This is a genomic window from Mycoplasmopsis pulmonis, assembly GCF_900660575.1.
GTDB classification, from domain to species: Bacteria; Bacillota_I; Bacilli_A; order Mycoplasmatales; family Metamycoplasmataceae; genus Mycoplasmopsis_B; species Mycoplasmopsis_B pulmonis.
On the sequence record NZ_LR215008.1, the window covers coordinates 99,796 to 120,942 of the forward strand.

Here is a 21,147-nt window from a genome sequence, read left to right on the forward strand (position 1 = left end):
TTATTATCTCAAAGCATTTAATATAAACTTATTTTATAATAGTATAATTGACATTAATTATGATAGGTGTTGATTTAGTAAAGATAGAAAGACTAGAAAATAAAAGTGATCATTTTGTAAGAAAAATTCTTTCTTTAGACGAGTATGAGCTTTATCAAAAAACTAAAGCAAAAGCAATTTTTCTAGCAACAAGATGAGCTATCAAGGAGGCTTTATTTAAAGCTGATAATCAACATTTTTGTTTTAAAAAAATTAACATTACAAAAAAAGATAATGTTTATAAATTTGATGGATTTGCAATAAGTGTTAGTAGTGAAAAAGAATACGTTATTGCATTTGTTCAAAAGATAGGAGTTGCATGTCACCGCGATTAAAGTTAATTCTCTTAAGTCCTATTTGAGGATTTAGAATTCTAGGGCTGTTAAAAAAAGCTAGAAAGTTCAGAAAAAAACCTGAAAGTCTAAAAAAATATGACAGATATGGATATGTTAACAAACTATCAAATAAGGTCCTAAAACTTATGAATATTGAAGTTGAAGTTAAAGGATATGAAAATATAATTAAAGCTCCTGCTATAGTTGTTTCAAATCATGCAAACAACATTGATTCACTAGCTTTAATGAGTGCTTTTGAAAACAAAAGTGATGATATTGATAAAGTTGAAAAAGAAATGAGCTTTGTTGCAAAAATTGAGCTTAAAAAAAACAAAGTTTATAGTGCAGCAATGGAGTTAATAGAATGCCTTTTTATCGACAGAACTAAAATTAGACAATCTTGAGATAAGATGAAAGTTTTTGGCGATTTTTTAAAGGAAAATAAAAAATATGGAGTAATTTACGCTGAAGGAACAAGAACTACAACAGGAGAGCTTGGTGAGTTTAAATCGGGGGCTTTTAAAGTCGCTCAAAAATTTTGACTTCCAATTATTCCAGTTACAATTAATAACTCCTTTGATGCAGTTAATTTTAAAGATAAAACTAAGAGAAAAATTACTGTAATAATTCATCCTGCTCTTAAGCCTGTTAACTTTGGAAATCTTGATTCAACTAAGTTAGCTCAGCTTGTAAAAAATAAAATTGAAAGTGCTTATATAAAACCTGAAGCTAAAAAATTAGGAGAAAAATAATGCAAACATCTTTACATGAAAATGGCCCAGTTTTTAATATCAAAAACTTTTCAGGACCTTTAGATTTACTTCTTTCTCTTGTTAAAGATAAAAACATAGACATCTTTGAAATTAATCTTGTAGAGTTAGCAACTCAATATTTAGAGATAATAAAAAAACTTCAAGATGACAAAATTGATCTTGCTTCAGATTATTTGGTTATGGCAGCTACTTTGCTTCAAATTAAAGCATCAATGGCCCTTCAAGGAGAAAAAGTTGATGAAGAAGTTGAACTAGACAAAGAAAGACTTTTGATGAAATTAGCTGAATATAAACAATTCAAAGAGATTTCGCAAATTTTAAGATACCAAGAAGAAAAAAGAAAAGAAATCTTTTTGAAAAAAAGTTCACCAGCTGAAGAGTTTATCAGACCAATTGATGAAAAAATTTTAGATGGGCGCTCATCCATGGTTCAACTTGTTTTAACACTAAGACAAATGTTTGAAAGAACTTTTGCAGAGAAGTTAAGAAGAACTAAAATTGACAATTTTAATCTAACTCCAAGTGATCAAGTTTTGTATATTAAAAAACTTTTTAATGAAAATGAAATTGTGACTTTTGAAATGATTTTTTCGCTTCCATCACTTAGCCATTTTGTTATTACTTTAATTGCGCTTTTAGACTTATCAAGACGGCAAGAATTGTTGATCTATCAAGACCAGCAATTTGGTACAATTAGAATTGAAAAAGGACCAAATTATGAAGAATAAAATTATCGAAGCACTTATGTATTTTCAAGGAGATCAAGGACTAAGCCCTGAACAAGTAAAGGAAGTTTTTGACCTTGAAAAAGATCAAGAAGGAAAAAAACTTTTAAATGATTTTATGGAATTTTATAATGCTAGAGAAGGCGGAACAAAAGTTTTTGTTTTTGGAGAAATTTATAAAATTGCAACAATTGAACCTCTTAAAGATTATGTTTCTAAATTAGTAAGCATTGTAAGGTATCAAAAACTTTCAAAAGCAGCAATTGAAGTAGCTGGAATTGTAGCTTATAAACAACCTATTACAAAATCAATGATTAATGAAATTAGAGGAGTTGCAAGTGATCAAGTTGTTAACACTCTTTTGGTTAAAAACTTGATTGAAGAAGTGGGAATTTCTCCAACTCCAGGAAAACCTGTTTTATATGGAATAACTAACAAGTTTTATGATTATTTCAAAATCAAATCACTTCAGGAATTACCTAACCTAAGTGAATTTGATTTTGTTCAAAGTATTGATGAAGAACAAGAAGAAGAACAATCCTATGAAGGCTTTAATTTGTTTTCTTCTCAAAGAGAAAATTAAATGTTTGAATTTATAGCAACTAATAACGATCATGGCAGAATTATTTTTAAAGTTTTGCTTAGTTATTTAAACAATGTTCCTGTTTCAAGAATTCAAAAACTTTTTAGAGAAAAAGATATAAAAGTCAATGGTAAAAGAAACATTGACAAAAACTTTATTGTATCCAAAGATGATCTAATTCAAATTTATGGTCTAACCAATGTAAAACAAAAGCTAGTTTTTAAAAAAATTGAACAAAAATTTAATGTAATTTTTGAAGATCAAAATATTTTGGTTATTAACAAACAAGCTGGTGTTTCAATGCATAGTGATGAAAATTCTTTAGACAAACAAGTCTTAAGTTATTTAAATTTTAAACAAGTTGATTCTTTTGTTCCTTCAAGCATTGGCCGCCTTGACAAAGTTACTTCTGGAGTTGTTGTTTATGCTAAAAATTACTCGATTTTAAAGACTTTAAAATCAAATGAACACCTAAGAAAAACTTATGTTTTTATGTCAAACATTACTTTAGAGCCAAATCAAAAAATTGAACATGTTTTTTATCATAAATACAATCCAATTAAGAAAAAAGCAGAACTTTTTAAAGAAAATGTTGAAGAGAGTAAAATTACAAAAACTCTTTTATATAAAGTAAAAAATAATAACTATGCTGAATTAATTACTGGAAGAAAACATCAAATCAGAGCAACTCTTTCTAAGCTTGGTTTTCCGATTTTTGGTGATGTAAAATATGGTGGAAAAAAAGATAAAAGAGTTTATCTACATTCATACAAAATTAAATTCCATTCATTAAAAGGTGAATTTGAATATTTAAATAATCAAGAATTTATCGCTCCAATTAGGTGATAAATTTTTATTTTAATTTTTCATATAAAACTTTTGCAATCATCGCAGCATTGTCAGTTGCTAGTTCTTTAGAAGGAATATAAACATTTTCATGTAGCTTTTTAAAACCTTCTCTTAAAAGAAAATTAGCAGCAACTCCTCCTCCTAAAATAAGAGAGTTAATTTTGTATTTTTCCAAACATTTTTTAGTTTTTTCTAGTAGATAATCAACTGCCTCTTTTTGAAATGAACAAGCTAAATTTTTGCTAGAGTGTTTTTTTTGATTTGCTAAATTAATTACTTGACTTTTCATACCACTAAATGAAAAGTCAAATTCTCCTTGAGTTTTTGGCTTAGTTAATTTAACTAGATCAAAATCATTATCCTTACATAAAGCTTCAATTTTAGGTCCCCCTGGAAAGCCTAAATTTAACTTAGTTGCAACTTTGTCAAAAACCTCACCAATAGCATCATCAAGAGTTGAACCTATAACTTCAATATTGTCTTTATCTTTTGCAAGCATAAGTTGACTATGTCCTCCTGAGACAATTAAAGCTAGTGCTGGAAAAAGATAATTTTTTTCAAAAGAAGCTGAAAAAAAATGTCCTTCAATATGATCAATTGGATAGGCCTTTATTTTTAAAACTCTTGAGAGTGCTTGAGCTACTAAAAAACCAATTTGCAAAGTACCAATAAGTCCTGGTTTTTCTGTGTAGGCTATGGCATCAATTTTTGAAAAATCAAATTCACTTTTTAACTTATCTATTATTCTAATAATATTTTGACTATGTTGTCTTGAAGAAAGCTCTGGAATTGTTCCTCCATATTGAGCAAAAAAATCACTTTGACTTCAAGTTATCATTTTCAAAATTTTGCCTTTTTCAATTATTGCAATTGATGTATCATCATGGCTTGTTTCTATACCTAAAATTATCATTTTTTAATTCCTATTTGTGGTTTTTTGATATATAGAGGTTGAATTTCAAAAATATTTTTTTCTAGTTTGAAATTATCCTTGATATTTTCAAAATTATCTATTAAATCTTGATAGTCAAAATCAACTATTTGATCCTCAAAGCACTCTTGGACACTTAAGCTTTTATTTTGTTGATTTTCAACATAACAAAGATTTCCTCTTGCATCAATATATTTGTAATTATTTTGAGCTTTTACCAAAGCAAAACTAGAGATACTAAAGATTTGAAAATTTAAAAAAAGAGCTAGAGTTTTTATATAAGTTAGTGAAGTTCTTATTCCTGTAAAAAAACCTGGACCCAATGTTATGTAAAAAGCTTTTATATCAAAAACACTTTTATTTTGACTTGCTAAAATTGCATCAATTTCAACAGGAATAAGCTCAGTTTTTTTCTGAACTTTTTTGATGTGTTTAAAGGAGATGATTTTGAAATTTTCATCATATAAACTCAAGAAAAAATCACTTCCAGTTGTGTCTATAAAAACTTTCATTAGCACTCCTTAATTTCATAGATTCTTTGGTTATTTTTTTGATCATATTTTATTTCAATGTGAACAAAATTTTTCGGTTTTTTTGCTAGCTTTTTAGATCATTCAATGACTACAATGTTGTCTTCAAAAAAATCTTCAAATTCATCTAAATCACCTTGATAATTATAAAGATCAAGATGAACTAGATTTGGGTAGATTTTCATTATATTAAACGAAGGGGAAGTGATTGTTTCTTTTATATTTAATTTTTTTGCTATGTGTTGAACTAGAGTGGTTTTTCCTGATCCTACTTCGCCATCTAAAAGCAAAATTTTATTTTTTATAATTGGCATAATCAAATCTACTACTTGCTCTATTTGATCCAAATTTTTAATGATTATTTTTTTGTTCATAAAAGTTTATCTTCCCTTTATTTAATAATTTTTAATTTTATTTTATCTATTAAAAAGCTACTTTGATTTAAAATTTAATGTTATGAATCAAGAAACTTTGAAAGAAATGTCAGATAAAAAATATAAAAATATTATAAGGGCAGAAAAAATCAAAACTACGATTTATCTAATAATTTTAGCTAGCATAAGTTTTGCTTTAATTGCAATTTTATTTTTGAATGTTTATGTATATCCATCTGATCCATTTTATGAAGATGCAACAAAACTAAATAGATTTATTTCATTTATGATTGCAGGTGCTATAGCACTAGTTTTATCTAGATTTTTTTATTTAGCTTATATTTTTCAAAAATTTAAAAGTAATGACAAATACTATAATCTAAAAAATATTTATATCAAGTTGTATACAAACAAAGTAAGCTACACACTCACTTTTATATCACTTTTATGAATTTCAATTTTATCTTCATTATTATTTTATTTTTTAAGAGATAAAAAATGAACTGTTGGTTCTATAGAGTTAATAAATTTTAAAAATGTTTTTGATCAAAACTCACTTGTTTTTAGTTTAATGGGTGTTGCTACAATTTTATTAATTGCCGCTTATATTTTGTTGATTATTTGAACAAGTTTTAAAATCAAAAAAATTAAAAAAATTTATGAACTCGATAATGTCTCAATGAAGGATATAAAACCAAAAACTAAAAAGAAAATTATTAGTTGACTAGTGATCTTTATTTTGATAAATACTCTTATAGTTTTAATTATTTATTTTTACTCAAGATTTACACCTGTTTTAACACAAATATTAGGTGCTTAAATAATTATGTAGATATGTTAGAGGTGAAATAATTTCAACTTTATATTCTTTAGATTCTAAAAACTTTATCTTGTCTTTAAAAATCACAAAATCTTCATAACTTGATGAATATGAAAAATCATCAATCATAATAATTTTTTTAAGTTTCTTATCTTCGAAAATTGCTATATCAACATTAATTGTTCCTATTGGATAGTTTTCTTGAATATCGATATTTTCACTTTTCTTTAATTTGAAAAATTCCATAATTTTGTTTTTGAAATCACTTGAGTCATCAAGTGATTTTTCACTTTTTCCAGATGAGTATTTTTTTTGTTCTTCAGGATTTAACTCTAAAAATTGAAGTCATTTTTTGAACATGTATAAATCCTCATTATTTTGAACATTTACTAAATCAGATGATTTAATTGATTTAACAACAATCATTTTGTCTTTAGCTCTTGAAATAGCAACATTTAGTGCATTTGCCCCACCAGGACGACCAATATATGTTGAGTGAATTTTTGAGTGTTTGTCATAGGCTAAAGTTGCAATAATTATATCCGCTTCATCACCTTGAATGTTTTCAATGTTTCTAAGTAAAAGTGATTCATTATTTATTTTTTCTTCTAAATTAGGATGATTTGTAAAAATCTCTTTTTCTAACAATTCTTGTTGCTTACTATTAAATGAAAGAATGATTATTTTTTTGTATTTATCAATGTTTTTTTGTGTCAAATCTAAAACAACAGCTGCCTCTTCAATGTTTGCATTGTTTTCTCATTTACCATTTATTTCAATAACTTCTAAAGGCTTTGTAATTTTGTTATTAAATCTATCTACAACATCAAGAGATGAATCATAAAAATGTCGTGAAGAAAAACTCATAAGTGAAGCAAAATTAGATCGATAATTTTTGTCTAATAAAATTGTATAAACACCCATGGAAATTGAATAATCTAAAAGCGAATCTACACTACCAAAAATGGAATCATCATTTGACCTTGTTGAAAATCATCTTGTTGGTTTCATTTGTTTGTTATCACCTGCTAAAATTTTTCTTTTTGCAAGGTATAAAACTGGAAGACCTTTTTCAATAAAAATCTGTGAAGACTCATCTAAAAGTGCATAATCAAATTCATCTTTTTTTCATTTTGATAAATCACACTCAGGAGTTGTGATTATAATTGGAAAAATCATTTTGATAATATCAACATATTCATTTATAAACTTTTGTGGTTCTATATTTCCTAATCGAGCTGAAGCTGCAAATTTAATATAAAGTTTTTTTTGCTCATCAGTTAACTTTTCTAACTTCTTAAAAATTTCTTTAGTTACTATTTTTGAAATTTCATCTGGTTTGTATGTTTGTTTTTGCTCTCTTGCAAAATTAGCTAAATCAAGTCTTAAAATAAGCTTTAAATCTTCAATATTAAAGTTACTTATTTCTTGAATTATTTCATTTAAATTTACATCATAAACTGAAAAAGCATTAATGAAAAAAAAGTAATTTTTTTCAAAGAATTTATCACTTGCATTTGATCTAATTTTTGATAGAAACTTTGATTTAGAGTTGAGTTTATAAAACTCTTTTTTACTAATGCTTTTTTGATTAATTGGAAAAGGATATTTTACATCTCTTGAGATTGTATATAGATTGTTAATTATTTGCTCATCTAAATAGATAAATTTGCTTTTTAAAAAATTATAAAAAGCTAAGGTTTCTTCTCAATTTTCAATAGATAAAACTAAACGCAAATCTTTTACATATTTTTTTGACTCTTCAGAAAAAATTTTAATTGGCTCAAGTTCAATGTCTTTATCAAAATTTTCTAAATAGTTTAGATATTCCACTATTGGCTCATAAAATTTTTTCTTATTCATATTTCTATCGTTTAATATGAATAAACAAAAGATTTTTAAATCTTTCATCCTATTTTTTATAACTTCTAAAGCTGCCTTTTTTTGTGAAACAACCAAAGCTGTTTTTGAATAAACTAAAATGTTAGTTAATATATTAACAATTGTCTGGCTTTTTCCTGTTCCTGGAGGACCTCAAATAATAGTGTCTTGATTTAAAGCTGAGACTATGGCATAGTCTTGAGAATAGTTGGTAGGAACTATTTTATAAAAACCAAAATTCTTTTTATAAATTGAATCTTTGACAATATTTTTGTGGACATTTTTATTAAATTGAATATCAAAAATATTGTCAATATCATTGTTATCAATAATTTCTAACATTCTATTTCTAAGATAGCCACCCAGAGGTTGAAAAAGACCAAGTACAATTCCTCCAAAAAATTTTAATTTTGAATTTTGTACATCTTCAATTTCATTTTCAACACACTCTTGATATAAATCAACTTGAAAGTCAAAAAGATTAGCTCATAAATTAGCTAAATAATCAACTAATTCTTGAAGAGAAAAATTAGAAAAGTCAAAATCAACTGACAAGGTAAAACCTTGAGAATTTAATAGATACATCAACTTTTCATTTATTTTAATTTCACCATTAGATGAAAGATAAGGAATTGAATTTTTAAACTCTAAATTTACTTCCTTTAAAAACAAAGGAGCATGTATTTTTTTATCATCAATTGTAAATGAAACAATCACAAAACCAAGATGCATGGATCAAATATTTGATTCTCTATTTATTGATGATGATTTATTTAAAAATAATTTCCATTTGACAATGCTTTTTTGTGATTTTAATTCAATTGAATCAATCATTTTTTTGACTGAGTTAGTAAAGTCTTTTTTTATTAAATCTATTTTTTGCTTTGAAAGTTCAATACTATTTTCATTAGCTATTTGAATTATCTCTTCAACACTAGAAGCATTTTTAATTTTTTCAACTAAAAGCTTATTTTCAATTTCAAAAAGAGGAATTGAAAATTTGTTTTTATTTGCAATTAATTTAACAAAAGAATCACCAAATTTTTTGTATACATCGAAAAAATATTTATCATTAATTTTGAAATTTATTGAAGAGTCATTAGGTGAAATATCTAATAAATTATCAAGAATAATTTGGTATTGAGATTTATTTTTTTTCTCTTCCAAATGTTTTTGCTTAGAAACATTCATAATTATTTTCCTTTAGAATCTTGAATATATTTTTCGATGTTTTTAGCTCCATTACCAACAATTAAGCTAATTGATTTTGGTGAGAAAAAAACTCCTGAAATTTCTTTAATTTTGTTCAATTTTTCAAGATTAATTTTATCTTTTTCAACAAAATCAATTTTTAATTTTGAAATAGTTGATGAACAATTTAAAATATTGTCAAGACCGCCTAAATTTGTAATTAAATCATCAATATTAAATGAAAATTTAATATTTTGTGAGTTATTTATAAGTAGTTTTTTAGCTTGTTTTTTTCAATGTAATTTAATAAGACCAAAAGTAATAATTTTTAAAAACAACATTTTGATTTTTGTTTTGTTTTTCATAGTTTTATTATATTACTAAAAAAGCAAGTTATCTTGCAATATAAAGAGGCTAAATTTTAAAATTGGTTAACTAAAACTAATCAAGAAAATCAAGTATTAATTCAGGTTTTTTCTTTTGTAATAAAACTTCTTGGATTGATTTTAAAAATGGGTATTCATTTAGTTGCTCTTTTAGAACTTTAACCATAATCTTAATGTTGTCATAGCCTTCTACTGTTTTTTTATTAATTTCAACAGCTTTATCTATTCCATTTTGACCAACTAAAAATCCAAAAGAAAAGTTTCTACTTTTATTACTTGTGCAAGTTAGCATAAAGTCACCTAGAGAAGCAATTTCAATCATCCCAGGATTTTGACCATATTTTGAAATTATGAATTGATTAATTTCTTGAAAAGCAATAACAAGAGCAGAACAAAGGGCGTTGTAATTTTTAAAAACAGCACTTAAAATACCACTAGCTATTGCATAGATATTTTTGAAGATCGAATAGTATTCAATTTCTCTTTGAAAAGGAGAGATAAAAACTTTAAAATTTTTTTGATCAAAGCTTGTTTTAACTTGTTCTAAAAATTTTAAGTCTTTTCCACTTACATTTACAATTGTAAAATCTCCATTGAAAACTTCATCTGCAAAAGAAGGTCCTATTAAAGAAGCATATGAGTTAATTTGTCCTTGATATTTTCTTTGAAAAAATTCAGAGAAAATTTCTTCACTTGAGGGATTTAGTCCCTTAGAAATATTTAAAATATTAAGATTTTTATTTGGTCAAATTTCAATTAATTTATCAACTACACTTTCAACAAATTTTGAAGGAGTAGATAAGATTAAAAAATCACAATCTTGAGTTGCTTGTTTTAAATCATTTGTTACTAAATAAGGCAATTTAAAAAGTTTTTTTTGACCAAAATATTTAGTGTTTAAACCCATTTTTAAATCATTGATTTCGCCTTCATCAATTCCATAAAAACTTACCTGATTATTATTTTTTAAAAGCACATTAGCAAGGGCGCTTCCATATGCACCTGTTCCAATTATTGCAATTTTCATATCTTACTCCTAGTTATTTTCCTGGTCATAAATAAGATTTCATTTACTTTTTTTGTAATATGTATTTCTAACAGGACTTTGAATTTCAAAATAGATTTTTTGTCCAATATAATGAATTTCATGAGCAAGCAAAGTAACTCAAACTTTTTGGTCAAAATTTTCTCAATTAAGAAGAGCTATTTTCTTATCACCTAAACTATCAATTTCAAGTATTTCACCTGTTTCATATGACTCAGAATATGTTTGCAAAGCATCAAGAGATGAAAATATCATATAACCTTCATTTTCTTTTAATCTTATGTTTTCAATTGTATGAAAAGCACGATTATTAAAACAGATATTTTGTTGGTTAAAAGTTGCTTTTAAAAAGTTTAATTTATCTAGTGATTTTAAAACAAGTGCTTCATCAACATTTTTAGGTAATTTATATGATTCATAACCATCTTCAATTAAACTTCATCCACGTTCTTCAATTAACAAAATTTTAGCTTTGTTTTCAATTGCTTTTCTAATATTGTTTGTGCGATAAATAATTAGTGATTTTTCAGAAATTGTCTTTATCAAATAATCATATATGTGTTGGTATTTTTGTGAAATTAAAACTTCTTGTTTTATTGAAACTATTGAAGGAACAAGAACAAGTTGAGCAAGCAAAAATAGAATTAATTTTTCTTCATCTTTTAAAAATAATCATGATTTTTTTAGAAGATGATTTAACTTAAATTTTTTAATTAATTTATCAAAAGCACCTTTAAATAAAACTGAAGGTTTTTGAGTTCTTAGATAATATTTATCAATATTTTCTTGATGAACAAGATTTGGTATACGCATCTTTGTTCCATATAGTTGTTTTAAATTTTTCTCAATTGATAAAAGATTAGTTTTTAATTTTTCATCTTTAATTTTGAATTCATTATCTGCTTTTTTTATTTCTGACATTAACTTCTTAAAATCATTTATAAATTTAATTTTTTCATTTTTAAATTTATCTTGAGCTTCTACAATTTTACTTTTATATTGATAGTTAAATTGTGAGAGAATTTTGTCTTTTTCACTTTGTTCAAATAGCAAGTTATCAGTGACTTTTTTTAACATTTTTTTTAATCATTTTAGTTGTTGATGATTTTGAAAAGCTGATTTTAAATTTTTCCTTTTTTCTACTTCAATATCATTAATTTGATTATTGTAATTTTTGAAATTATTTAATTGAAGTAAAAGAGCATTTTTGTATTCATCAACTTCTTCACTTGAAGCTCCATTTTGTAAAAAAATTATTGAATTCATATCAACTTCAGATTTTTTTTGTAAAGCATTATTTCTTTTTTTAACAACCTGATTTTTTATAAATTGGTATTTTAAAAAATTGTATGAACTCAATAATGTACAGGGATTTTTTTCTTCAAAATCAACAGCCCTCATGTATAAAAAGTTTTCAGCTTCTAAATAAAAATCATTAAAGTCATCAACTAAAATTTCTGCATTTGTGTGTTTTGGTTTTATAAAAACTTCTTGAAATTGTTGAACTAAAAAATCTTGAGTAGAAACCAAGGCTAACTTTCCCTTTAATTCCAGATCTAAGTTTATGTCATATTTATTTGATAAATCTTTGTCAAAAATAGTTAATTTTTTAATATTCAATTTAGCTTGTATCACTTAAATTCCTTTAACTTTCATCTTATTTTTTGTAAAAAAATTATACATTATCAAAATGTAAAATTGGTATAATTAAAAGACTAATTGAGTCAATCAAGTGAGAGGATCAATAATGGCCATAGTTAAAGATGTTAAAAAATCAAAAATTCTTAAGATAGGAAATACTCAAATTTACGTTGAAGATAGAGAAAATGTTGTATTAGACCCAAATGAAGAGATCATTCAGCTTAAAAAAAGACAAAAGGAAACTCAAGAATTTTATTCTTCACTAGTTAATGTAACTTTAAAAGAAAAAAAAGAACCAGATAAATAAACTGGGACAAAAAAATAAAAAACACTTTTTAAAATATACTTTAAATAGGAGTGTTTATGAAACAACTAAAACCAGAACAATGAAAGAAATGATTTTCATTATATGAAGAATTTTATGATGGAAAAATTAATATAAAAAAATATATATTTTTAGTAAACAAAAATATTGGTAAAGATTGAAAAAATACATATGTAAAATCTTGATTTTTCAAAAAATATTCTGCTTTTCAAAAAGATGAACAATCTTTAATTTCACAAACTGGCAAATCTACAGCTAACAAAAAAAATAACGGTAGACCACCAAAAAGAAAAGAAGTTAATGAATATACAAGAGAAGAATTAGAAGAGATTGTTAAAATTTATAGAATAATTTTTGATGACATTAGTGAAAAAGAAATTCGAAAAAAAATTAAAGAACATAAAGATAAAGAAAAAATATTAACTAAAATTTCATGAAAAGAATTTCTCTTTTCAAAATCAACATATTATTCTTGAAAAAAACCTAAACTTGCAGAGCCGAAAAAAGATCAAGAAATTGAAGAAATTATTAGAAAATCATTTCATGAAAACAAAGGTATATTTGGTAGAAAAAGATTAGAAATTTATATTCAAAATAAATATAAAAGGTATATAAACTATCGAAAAATAGGTAGAATTTTGCTTAAATTAAATCTTTTTTGCAAAATTAGAAGAGCAAAAAGAAAAAATGAAATTAAAAATCTTAATACTAAATATCAAAATCTAATTCAAAGAGACTACAATGGCAAATTTAACAACATAGTTGCCACTGATGTAACTTATATTCCAAGCCCCAAAGATGCAATTAACAATCATGTTTATTTATCGATTGCAATTCATCATCAAAGCAAGAAAATAATTAATTGAAATCTAAGTAAAAGAAATGATGTTAAGTTAGTTTTAGATCATATTTCTAAAATCAAATTTGATAAAGAGTGAATAATTCACTCAGATCATGGAAGTCAATATTCATCAAATCAGTATAGTGAAATTATTAAAGAAAACAATGGGATAATTTCAATGAGTAGAATCGCAAATTCACTTGATAATCGAGAAGCAGAATATTTCTTTTCAAATATCAAAAGTGAGTGCTTAAATGATCTAAAAATTTCAAAATTATCATTCAAAGAATTGCAAGAAATTATTCAAAATTATATTGACTGATACAATAATGAAAGATTACAATCAATCTTAGAATGAAAAACACCTCAACAAAGCTGAGATGTTCTAAGTGTTTTTTAAATAGTCACTTTTTTTGTCCTAGTTTAAAATTTGAATTATTTTTAATGACTTTAAAGGATAAAGAACTTCAATTATTTGAAGAAGCTAAAAAGCTTACAATTTCAAAATCATCTGATTTTATTGAATATTATGGAGAGTTGCTTAACAATCCAAAAAGCTTCCATTTTATTTTAATTAACAATCATGACTTTAGATCTTGGTACAAAAATATTGTTGAATTCAATTTTTTAAAAAATTCTTTAGATTTTTTCAAAATAACTATTGATTCACTTTCTACAACTTGAGAATTTGATGTAAGTGAAAAATGGTATCTTGAAGCAGAAGCATATTTATATAATTTTTTAAAAAATGATTTAGCAAATAAAACTCGCAAGGCTTTTCAAAAAGATTGAACAAAAGCTAAAGAAAAATATCATAGATTCATGAAGAATAATCCACCATTTTTCCCATTTGAATTTAAGGATGAATAAAGCCCAAAAAATCAAAGATAAACAAAATTTGCTATCTTTGATTTTTTTTATAATTTACTTTGTATAATTGATAATTTAGTTAAGAAAGGTTTTATGAATAAAGAAAAAACAATTATATTTTCAATGCCAAATACACATGTTTTAGCTCAAGAAATATGTGATGAGTTAAAGATGAAATTACATAGTGTTAATAAAACAATTTTTGCCGATGGTGAGGTTTTATTAAGTAGTAAAGAGACAGTAAGAAGTAAAGATGTTTTTATTGTTGCTTCAACTAGTCATCCAGCAAATAATAATATTATGGATCTTTTAATTTTTGTTGATTCTCTAAAAAGAGCCTCTGCCAAAACAATTAATGTTATATTGTCATATTATGGTTATGCTAGGCAAGATAGAAAAGCAGAAGGAAGACAACCAATTGCAGCAAAACTTTTAGCTGATTTACTTCAGGTTGCAGGGATTAGTCGAATTGTTGTAGTTGATTTACACAACCCTTCTATTCAAGGATTTTTTAACATCCCAGTTGATGATATAAAAGCTCAATATATTCTTTCAAAAGAATTTACTATCAAAGATGAAAAATTTACAATTGTCTCTCCTGATCATGGAGGAACAATTAGAGCTAGAATTATGGCTGAAATTATTTCAAATGATGTAAAAATTGCCATCATTGATAAAAGACGTGTAAGCACAAATAAAACTGAAGTTTTAGGTGTCATAGGTGATATTAATAATGAAAACGCAGTTATTGTTGATGACATAATTGACACTGGTGGAACCATTGTCAATGCAGCTGAAGTTCTTAAAAAAAATGGGGCCAAAAAAATTTCAATTGTGGCTTCTCATGGAATTTTTTCAAAAGGTTTTGATATATTCGAAGATGCAGATGTCATTGATGAAGTTATTGTTACAAATTCAATTGACAATTACGAGTTGGCTAAAAAATACAAAAAACTTAAAATCGTTTCACTTGCTCCATTTTTAAGTAAAGTTATTAGATCAATTATGGATAGCAAAAGTGTTTCAGATATTTATGCTAAGTATCTAGAATCTAAATAGTTTTTAATATGAATTGTTTGGAAAAAATAACTAATGAATATGGTCAAAAAACAGCTAGTAGACTAGAGCAATTTGTTAAGTTAATTGAAGAAGAAAACAAGAAAATTAATTTAACTTCTTTTGAAGGACAAAGACTTTGACAAGAGGGTATTTATGAGTCTATTAAATGTCTTGAGCCATTTGTAAAATCCAATGATTCACTTCTAGATATAGGAGCAGGAGTGGGTTTTCCTTCTGTTCCTTTTTTGATAGTAAATCCTGAAGTAAAACTAACAATAATTGAAAGTAATAAAAAGAGAGTTTTATTTTTAGAAAAAGTAAAAAAAGATTTAAATTTATCTTTTGAAATTTTTAATGGAAGAGTTGAAAATTTTAACAAAGAAATTCACTTTGATTTTATAACTGCTCGTGCTTTAGCTCCTTTAAATATTTTGATGGAACTTACTATCAATTTAGGATCAATTTTGCCAAAACTAACTAACTATATTTTTGTTAAAGGTGCAAATTATTTAAGTGAATTAAATGAAGCTCAAAATGCAATAAAGATTTTAAAATTAAAAGTTTTTGATCCTAAAAAAATTGATGTTTTTTTTGACAAAAATATTTTTATGATTCATTACATAAAAACAGCAAATGTTTCAAAAGAATATCCTAGAGCTTGAGATAAAATTATAAAAAAACCAATTAGATAAAATGATTTTTAAGTTGTTAAATTTTTAACAACTTTTTTATTCTTTAAAGCTTAGTTAAAAAAATTCAGATATGCTAGCATGGTATAATTTTTTTAGTATAAAAAAAATTGTTATTTACTATATGTAAAGGATATAAAAATGCAAATAAGTTATTTTTTAAAAAACAAAAATTTCATTTATTTTAATAAAGAATTTAAAGACAAAAATCAAGCTTTAAAATTTTTTTCAAACCAACTTTTAACTCAAGGATATGCCCATGAAGAGAAAAAAGTTTTTGATCTTTTTGTCCAGCGTGAAAACGAGCTCTCCACTGGTATTGGTGATTCAATAGCACTGCCTCACATTAGAAGTGATGTAATGAAAAAAAGCACACTCATGTTTGCAAAAGTTAAGGATCTAAATTGAGACTCACTTGATGGCAAAAATGTTAAATATATTTTTGTAATTGCCATGTCAAAAGATGAAGGTCAAAATTCTCATCTTGAAGTAATTGCACAACTATCAAAACTTTTGTTAAACAAAGATTTTATTAATAATTTAAATAGTATTAATGAAGCTGAAAAATTCATTTCTTTAGTTGATAAATTTGAAAATCAATTACTTCAAGATGAAGCAAAAAATGACGTTATTCAAAAAAGCAATGAGGACTATGAAATTGTTGCTGTTGCTTCTTGTCCAACTGGAATAGCTCATACTTATTTAGCAGCTCAAAGATTAGTTGAAACTGCAAAAGATATGAAAGTTAAAATTAAGGTTGAAACTCAAGGAGCTCAAGGAAGTAAAAATGTTCTTAGTTCAAGAGATATTGAAAAAGCTAAAGGTGTGATTTTAGCCATCGATAGAGAAATTGAAAAGCAACGATTTTTTAATTCTGAAAATGTTATAGAAACTTCAACAAGAGAAGCCATTCATAATCCTAAAAATTTAATTGAAAAATCTAGAAATTTACAAGGAAAAAAAATCAAAGCTTCTCAACCAATTTCACAAGAAGATACTCAAGGTGGATATACTTTTGATAATTTTTTCAAAAGAATGTATAGATCACTTATGAGTGGAATTTCATACATGCTTCCTTTTGTTGTTTTTGGTGGAATCATCATTTCAATTGGATTTTTAATTGACACAATTTATGGAGCTACAAGTGGAATTTCTTCTGATCCAAAATTTTTAGCAAATTTTGGATCAAATCACATAGTCGCTAAGTGATTTAATAGATTAGGTGGAATTGCCTTTAGTATTATGGTAGCAATTTTAGCCGCCTATATTACTTATTCATTAGTGGGCCGTCAAGGACTCTTGCCTGGTTTTGTAATTGGTTTTATTTCATCAGGAAGATTAAAAGATACTTATAGTTTTTTAACTGACTCATTAACAAATAACTATGGTCTAAGCCCAGATAAAGTCTTAGAAACAGGATCGGGATTTGTTGGAGCAATATTAGGTGGTTTTTTTGCGGCTACCATGTTAATTTTGATGTCAAAATATATTTTTTCAAAACTACCAAAAAACTTGTATGGAATTAGAGATATTTTGTTTATTCCTATTTTAGGAACTTTGACAATAGCTTTTGTTTTTTGAGTTTTGAATATTGTATTTATTTACATTAATTATGGTCTTACAATACTTCTTCTTATCATAGAAACAAGAAGAGAAATCATTTGACTTCTTGGATTAATTTTAGGAATTATGATGGCAGTGGATTTAGGAGGGCCTATTAATAAAGCAGCTTATGTTTTTGGTACTTTAACCTTAGCTCAAATGCAAGGAAAAGGAACAATAGCTATGGCATCAGTTATGATTGCTGGTATGACTCCACCACTAGGTATTTCTGTTTCAATGTTTCTTCACAAAAAACTTTGATCAAAACAAGACATTGAAGCTGGAAAAATTTCCAATATTTTATTTGGACTTTCATTTATTTCAGAAGGAGCTATTCCTTATACTTCAAGAAACACAAAAGTAATGATTCCTTCTAACATAATAGGAAGTGCTGTAGCTTCACTTCTTTCAGCTTCATTGGGTGTAAGTATAGCAGCTCCTCATGGAGGAATATTTGTCTTCTTTTTAGCAAGATCTTCTTTATTTGAAAGCCAAGGATTAAGCATTGCTTTTGGAATTTTATTTTTAATTGGCTCAATTATTATAGGAAGTTTTGTATCAGCTTTTAGTATTTACTTTTTAACCAAGTTTTATCAAAAAAGACAAGCCAAAAAAGAATCTTTAAAGACAAAATAAATTAATTTAACAAAGTATAAAAAAAGACACCCATTGAAGGCGTCTTTTTTTTGTAAGTTTGTAAAAATTCACTATTACTATAACACAAAAAATATCTTTTTTTTTTTTTTTTTTTCAAAAAAATTATTGCTAGTTTGCTTAATAAGCTATATAAAAAAATATTTAAAATTTAAAAAGGCTAAAGCTAGATTATGCTATTTTATAAAATATAAAGTAAAATAATCTTACATATGAAAGTCGGTTCTATAATAAAAGGTAAAGTTGAAAAATTTAATACTGAAAAAATTTATTTAAATTTTAAAAACGGCTATAAAGGAGTTGTTGAAAAAAACGAAATATCTGATTTCAACACTAAAAATATTAGTAGTTTCCTAGCAGTAAATAATGTAATTGATGTCCAAATTTTGGAAAAGGACATCAAAAATAAATTTTTAAAATGCTCTTTTAAATCTTTAAGAGCAAATTTTAGAAAGAAAATTTTTTCATATACGCTAGAGCCTACTAAAAATGGTTTTACTAATTTATTAAATCTTACAAACAAGGAGTTAAAAAAATGAGAAGAATAAGATTAAATCTTCAAAATGCTATTAATGAAGAAAAATTAAAGGAATATGTCTCTGAAGTTGAACAAATTAACACAAAAATGAATAATTTGTCTTTAGAAGGCTTTGAATATTTGGGATGAAAAGACCTTCCAGAAAATATTAATAAAAATGAAATAGACAAAATTATTGAAACAGCTAATTTTTTTAAAAAAGAAGGAATTGAAGTTTTAGTTGTTATTGGAATAGGTGGTTCATTTTTAGGAGCTAAAAGTGCAATGGATTTTATTCAAGGTAACTATCCAACTAAAAAAAATATGGAAATTATTTTTGCTGGAACAAGTATTTCTTCAACAGAATTGACCCAGCTTCTTTATTATGTGGAAAACAAAAAATTTGCTATTAATGTAATTTCAAAATCAGGAACAACTCTTGAACCTGCCATTGCTTTTAGAGAATTTAGAAATTTACTTAATTCAAGATTAGGTGAAAATAATGCCAAAAGATACATAGTAGCTACAACTGATGCAAACAAAGGCCTACTTTTTGAAATGGCCAAAGAAAAGGGATATGCTCGCTTTGTGGTTCCTGACAATGTTGGAGGAAGATTTTCTGTTTTAACTCCTGTAGGACTTTTACCACTAGCTTGTGCTGGAATTGACATTGAAAAACTTTTAGAAGGAGCAAAAGAAGCCAACGCATTATACAAAAATTCAAACTTACTTGAAAATGATGCTTATAAATATGCTGTAGCTCGCTTTTTATTGCAAAAAAAATTCCCAGTTGAAATGTTAGTTTCTTACGAGCCAAATCATATGTTTTTATTAGAATGATGAAAACAATTATTTGGAGAATCTGAAGGAAAACAAGGTAAAGGAATTTTACCTCATAGTGCAATTTTTACTCGTGATCTTCATTCATTGGGACAATTTATTCAAGATGGTTCAAAAATAATGTTTGAAACTGTTATTTGAGTTGATAAACCTATTTTTGACTTAAAAATTGAAAAGGAAATTGAAGATTTAGACAAACTTAATTATCTAACAAATAAAAGCCTTCATCAAATCAATAAAGCGGCATTTGAAGCTACAGTTGAAGCTCATACTAAAGTTGGACTTGTACCAAACATTATTTTAGAACTTGAAGATAGTAGTGAAAAAACTCTTGGAGCACTTTTTATGTTTTTTGAAAGGGCAGTTGCTATGAGTGGATATTTATTAAAAGTTAATCCATTTAACCAACCTGGAGTTGAAGTTTATAAATCTAATTTATTCAAAATACTTGAAAAAAAATAATTACTTTTTAAAGTAAATTATGTAAAGATATGAAATTTCATCAAGTGATATGGACTCTTCTCCATATCACTTTTTTATATTTGAAATTCCATTTCCTCTTTTTTGATAATTTAGATATGAAAAAAGCTCAACTATGTTTGGATATTTTCAACTAATTGATTGTCTTTTTTGAATTTTTTCTAATGCGTTTTTTTGATATGAAAGAAACTGAATATGATCATCAAAAATTTCAATTATTGGACCATTATTTCCAAAGTGATAATAATCATTATGAATAATTATGTTGTAAATAATTTCAAGTAATAAATCATCTTTGATTTTATCCTTTGTAAAAAATAAAAGATGCTTTGCTAGAAAAAAGATGTAATAAAAAATGCACTTATTTTTGATTATACTTTGACCAAAAGGAATGGCATCAGTTTCTGTTTTTGAAAAGTTATTAATTTTGATTTTTGTAGTGTTTTCATCTGAGAGTAAAAAGGCTTCATAATTAAGATATTTTTGTTTTAAAATAGTTAGCTTTTGCTCTTTGAATTTTTTTCAAAATTTTGGATTTTTATCATAGTCATGATAGTGAGCTTTTAAAATTTCTCTTAGCTGCATAAAATTCAAATTATCAACTTGACTAGGAATGAGTTGAAAATCAATTTCATTTTTGCGATAGTTTTTTAAAATAGCTATTTCTTTGGGTCTTAATAATATGCTTTGTGATCCAATTCTTTCATAGACAAGACTTTCACTTCCTAAAGTATTTTTAAGTTCATAAACTATTTCTTTAGTAGGGTATATTTTGATAAGAATTATGTAAGGATTTTTCTTGTGTATTTTTACTGAAAAATACAAATTACTCAATCACGGATTAATCATTAATTTAATTTTGCTTGCAATATAAATTAGGGTTTTATCAACACATTTTTCAATGTTAGCAATGTCACAAAAATGAATTTTATCAATATTTAAATTTGATGTTTTTCTCTTTTCTCATGCATAGTATTGAAGGCCCTTTTCATTGCCTTTATCATCTACTCCAAAATAGATTTTTCCGCCCTTACCTGAATTTAAAAAAGCAACAATTGTTTTTAATCATTTATTAGCATCTTTTGAAAAAAATAATTTGTACTCAACATTAGAATCTTCACCTTTTAGTTCCATAATTAAAATTATGAATTAATTTTATTAATTTAA

22 protein-coding genes are annotated in these 21,147 nt (G+C 25.5%); 14 read left to right on the top strand and 8 right to left on the bottom strand.

Annotation, left to right across the window (positions count from 1 at the left end; translation table 4 throughout):
- The first annotated feature begins 59 nt into the window (after nt 1–59).
- The 5 genes from EXC36_RS00420 to EXC36_RS00440 are packed head-to-tail and all read left to right on the top strand — an operon-like array spanning nt 60 to nt 3,304.
- A complete protein-coding gene (locus EXC36_RS00420) occupies nt 60–374 on the top strand; it encodes a holo-ACP synthase (protein ID WP_041363920.1) in 315 nt (104 codons plus the stop codon).
- A complete protein-coding gene (locus tag EXC36_RS00425; RefSeq protein ID WP_010924918.1) occupies nt 359–1,126 on the top strand; it encodes a lysophospholipid acyltransferase family protein in 768 nt (255 codons plus the stop codon). The genes EXC36_RS00420 and EXC36_RS00425 overlap by 16 nt, the downstream gene beginning before the upstream one ends.
- Nucleotides 1,126–1,875: a segregation/condensation protein A gene (locus tag EXC36_RS00430; protein ID WP_010924919.1), complete on the top strand. Its 750-nt coding sequence runs from the start codon at nt 1,126–1,128 to the stop codon at nt 1,873–1,875. Before EXC36_RS00425 ends, EXC36_RS00430 begins: the two co-directional genes overlap by 1 nt.
- The gene (scpB, locus tag EXC36_RS00435) at nt 1,865–2,455 is read left to right on the top strand and encodes an SMC-Scp complex subunit ScpB (RefSeq protein WP_041363922.1); all 591 of its coding nucleotides are present in this window, start codon (nt 1,865–1,867) and stop codon (nt 2,453–2,455) included. Before EXC36_RS00430 ends, scpB begins: the two co-directional genes overlap by 11 nt.
- Nucleotides 2,456–3,304, top strand: a complete 849-nt coding sequence (locus tag EXC36_RS00440; protein WP_010924921.1) for an RluA family pseudouridine synthase — start codon at nt 2,456–2,458, stop codon at nt 3,302–3,304. It abuts the gene before it with no gap.
- 4 nt (nt 3,305–3,308) lie between these two features.
- Here the strand turns inward: EXC36_RS00440 and tsaD are convergent, their stop codons facing one another.
- From tsaD to tsaE, 3 genes are read right to left on the bottom strand one after another with little or no spacing between them, the layout of a single operon-like run.
- A complete protein-coding gene (tsaD, locus tag EXC36_RS00445) occupies nt 3,309–4,217 on the bottom strand; it encodes a tRNA (adenosine(37)-N6)-threonylcarbamoyltransferase complex transferase subunit TsaD (protein WP_010924922.1) in 909 nt (302 codons plus the stop codon).
- The gene (gene tsaB / locus EXC36_RS00450) at nt 4,211–4,747 is read right to left on the bottom strand and encodes a tRNA (adenosine(37)-N6)-threonylcarbamoyltransferase complex dimerization subunit type 1 TsaB (protein ID WP_041363925.1); all 537 of its coding nucleotides are present in this window, start codon (nt 4,745–4,747) and stop codon (nt 4,211–4,213) included. Before tsaB ends, tsaD begins: the two co-directional genes overlap by 7 nt.
- Nucleotides 4,747–5,139 (bottom strand): tRNA (adenosine(37)-N6)-threonylcarbamoyltransferase complex ATPase subunit type 1 TsaE, encoded by a 393-nt coding sequence (gene tsaE / locus EXC36_RS00455; RefSeq protein WP_010924924.1) that lies wholly within the window; start codon nt 5,137–5,139, stop codon nt 4,747–4,749. The genes tsaB and tsaE overlap by 1 nt, the downstream gene beginning before the upstream one ends.
- Nucleotides 5,140–5,221: 82 nt before the next feature.
- On the opposite strand from tsaE, the gene EXC36_RS00460 reads away from it, so the two are divergent.
- Nucleotides 5,222–5,959, top strand: coding sequence for a hypothetical protein (locus tag EXC36_RS00460; protein WP_010924925.1), 738 nt, complete (start codon nt 5,222–5,224; stop codon nt 5,957–5,959).
- Here EXC36_RS00460 and EXC36_RS00465 read toward each other — a convergent pair.
- From EXC36_RS00465 to EXC36_RS00480, 4 genes are all read right to left on the bottom strand, one after another.
- Nucleotides 5,948–9,031, bottom strand: a complete 3,084-nt coding sequence (locus EXC36_RS00465) for an AAA domain-containing protein (RefSeq protein WP_010924926.1) — start codon at nt 9,029–9,031, stop codon at nt 5,948–5,950. The two genes, EXC36_RS00460 and EXC36_RS00465, sit on opposite strands and share 12 nt — an antisense overlap.
- 2 nt (nt 9,032–9,033) lie before the next feature.
- Nucleotides 9,034–9,396, bottom strand: coding sequence for a hypothetical protein (locus tag EXC36_RS00470; protein ID WP_041363927.1), 363 nt, complete (start codon nt 9,394–9,396; stop codon nt 9,034–9,036).
- A gap of 76 nt (nt 9,397–9,472) precedes the next feature.
- Nucleotides 9,473–10,444, bottom strand: a complete 972-nt coding sequence (locus tag EXC36_RS00475) for an NAD(P)H-dependent glycerol-3-phosphate dehydrogenase (protein ID WP_010924928.1) — start codon at nt 10,442–10,444, stop codon at nt 9,473–9,475.
- 9 nt (nt 10,445–10,453) lie between these two features.
- Entirely contained in the window at nt 10,454–12,097 is a 1,644-nt protein-coding gene (locus EXC36_RS00480) for a hypothetical protein (protein ID WP_010924929.1), read from the bottom strand.
- 112 nt (nt 12,098–12,209) lie between these two features.
- On the opposite strand from EXC36_RS00480, the gene EXC36_RS00485 reads away from it, so the two are divergent.
- The 8 genes from EXC36_RS00485 (at nt 12,210) to EXC36_RS00520 (ending at nt 19,962) form a co-directional block, all read left to right on the top strand.
- Entirely contained in the window at nt 12,210–12,410 is a 201-nt protein-coding gene (locus EXC36_RS00485; RefSeq protein ID WP_129689984.1) for a hypothetical protein, read from the top strand.
- 56 nt (nt 12,411–12,466) lie between these two features.
- On the top strand, nt 12,467–13,669 hold the full coding sequence (locus EXC36_RS00490; RefSeq protein ID WP_041363864.1) for an IS3-like element IS1138B family transposase: 1,203 nt from the start codon (nt 12,467–12,469) through the stop codon (nt 13,667–13,669).
- Nucleotides 13,670–13,713: 44 nt separating this feature from the next.
- On the top strand, nt 13,714–14,139 hold the full coding sequence (locus tag EXC36_RS00495) for a hypothetical protein (protein WP_129689986.1): 426 nt from the start codon (nt 13,714–13,716) through the stop codon (nt 14,137–14,139).
- A gap of 93 nt (nt 14,140–14,232) precedes the next feature.
- Nucleotides 14,233–15,198 carry a ribose-phosphate pyrophosphokinase gene (locus tag EXC36_RS00500; protein WP_010924931.1) on the top strand — a complete coding sequence of 322 codons (966 nt, stop codon included), beginning with the start codon at nt 14,233–14,235 and terminating at the stop codon, nt 15,196–15,198.
- A gap of 8 nt (nt 15,199–15,206) precedes the next feature.
- The gene (gene rsmG, locus EXC36_RS00505) at nt 15,207–15,890 is read left to right on the top strand and encodes a 16S rRNA (guanine(527)-N(7))-methyltransferase RsmG (protein WP_129689988.1); all 684 of its coding nucleotides are present in this window, start codon (nt 15,207–15,209) and stop codon (nt 15,888–15,890) included.
- Between the two features lie 138 nt (nt 15,891–16,028).
- On the top strand, nt 16,029–18,125 hold the full coding sequence (locus EXC36_RS00510) for a fructose-specific PTS transporter subunit EIIC (RefSeq protein ID WP_010924933.1): 2,097 nt from the start codon (nt 16,029–16,031) through the stop codon (nt 18,123–18,125).
- 230 nt (nt 18,126–18,355) lie between these two features.
- Nucleotides 18,356–18,691: a S1 domain-containing protein gene (locus tag EXC36_RS00515; RefSeq protein WP_010924934.1), complete on the top strand. Its 336-nt coding sequence runs from the start codon at nt 18,356–18,358 to the stop codon at nt 18,689–18,691.
- Nucleotides 18,679–19,962, top strand: coding sequence for a glucose-6-phosphate isomerase (locus EXC36_RS00520; RefSeq protein WP_010924935.1), 1,284 nt, complete (start codon nt 18,679–18,681; stop codon nt 19,960–19,962). Before EXC36_RS00515 ends, EXC36_RS00520 begins: the two co-directional genes overlap by 13 nt.
- Here EXC36_RS00520 and EXC36_RS00525 read toward each other — a convergent pair whose 3' ends face one another.
- Nucleotides 19,963–21,114 (bottom strand): AlbA family DNA-binding domain-containing protein, encoded by a 1,152-nt coding sequence (locus EXC36_RS00525; protein ID WP_010924936.1) that lies wholly within the window; start codon nt 21,112–21,114, stop codon nt 19,963–19,965.
- Nucleotides 21,115–21,147: the final 33 nt, after the last annotated feature.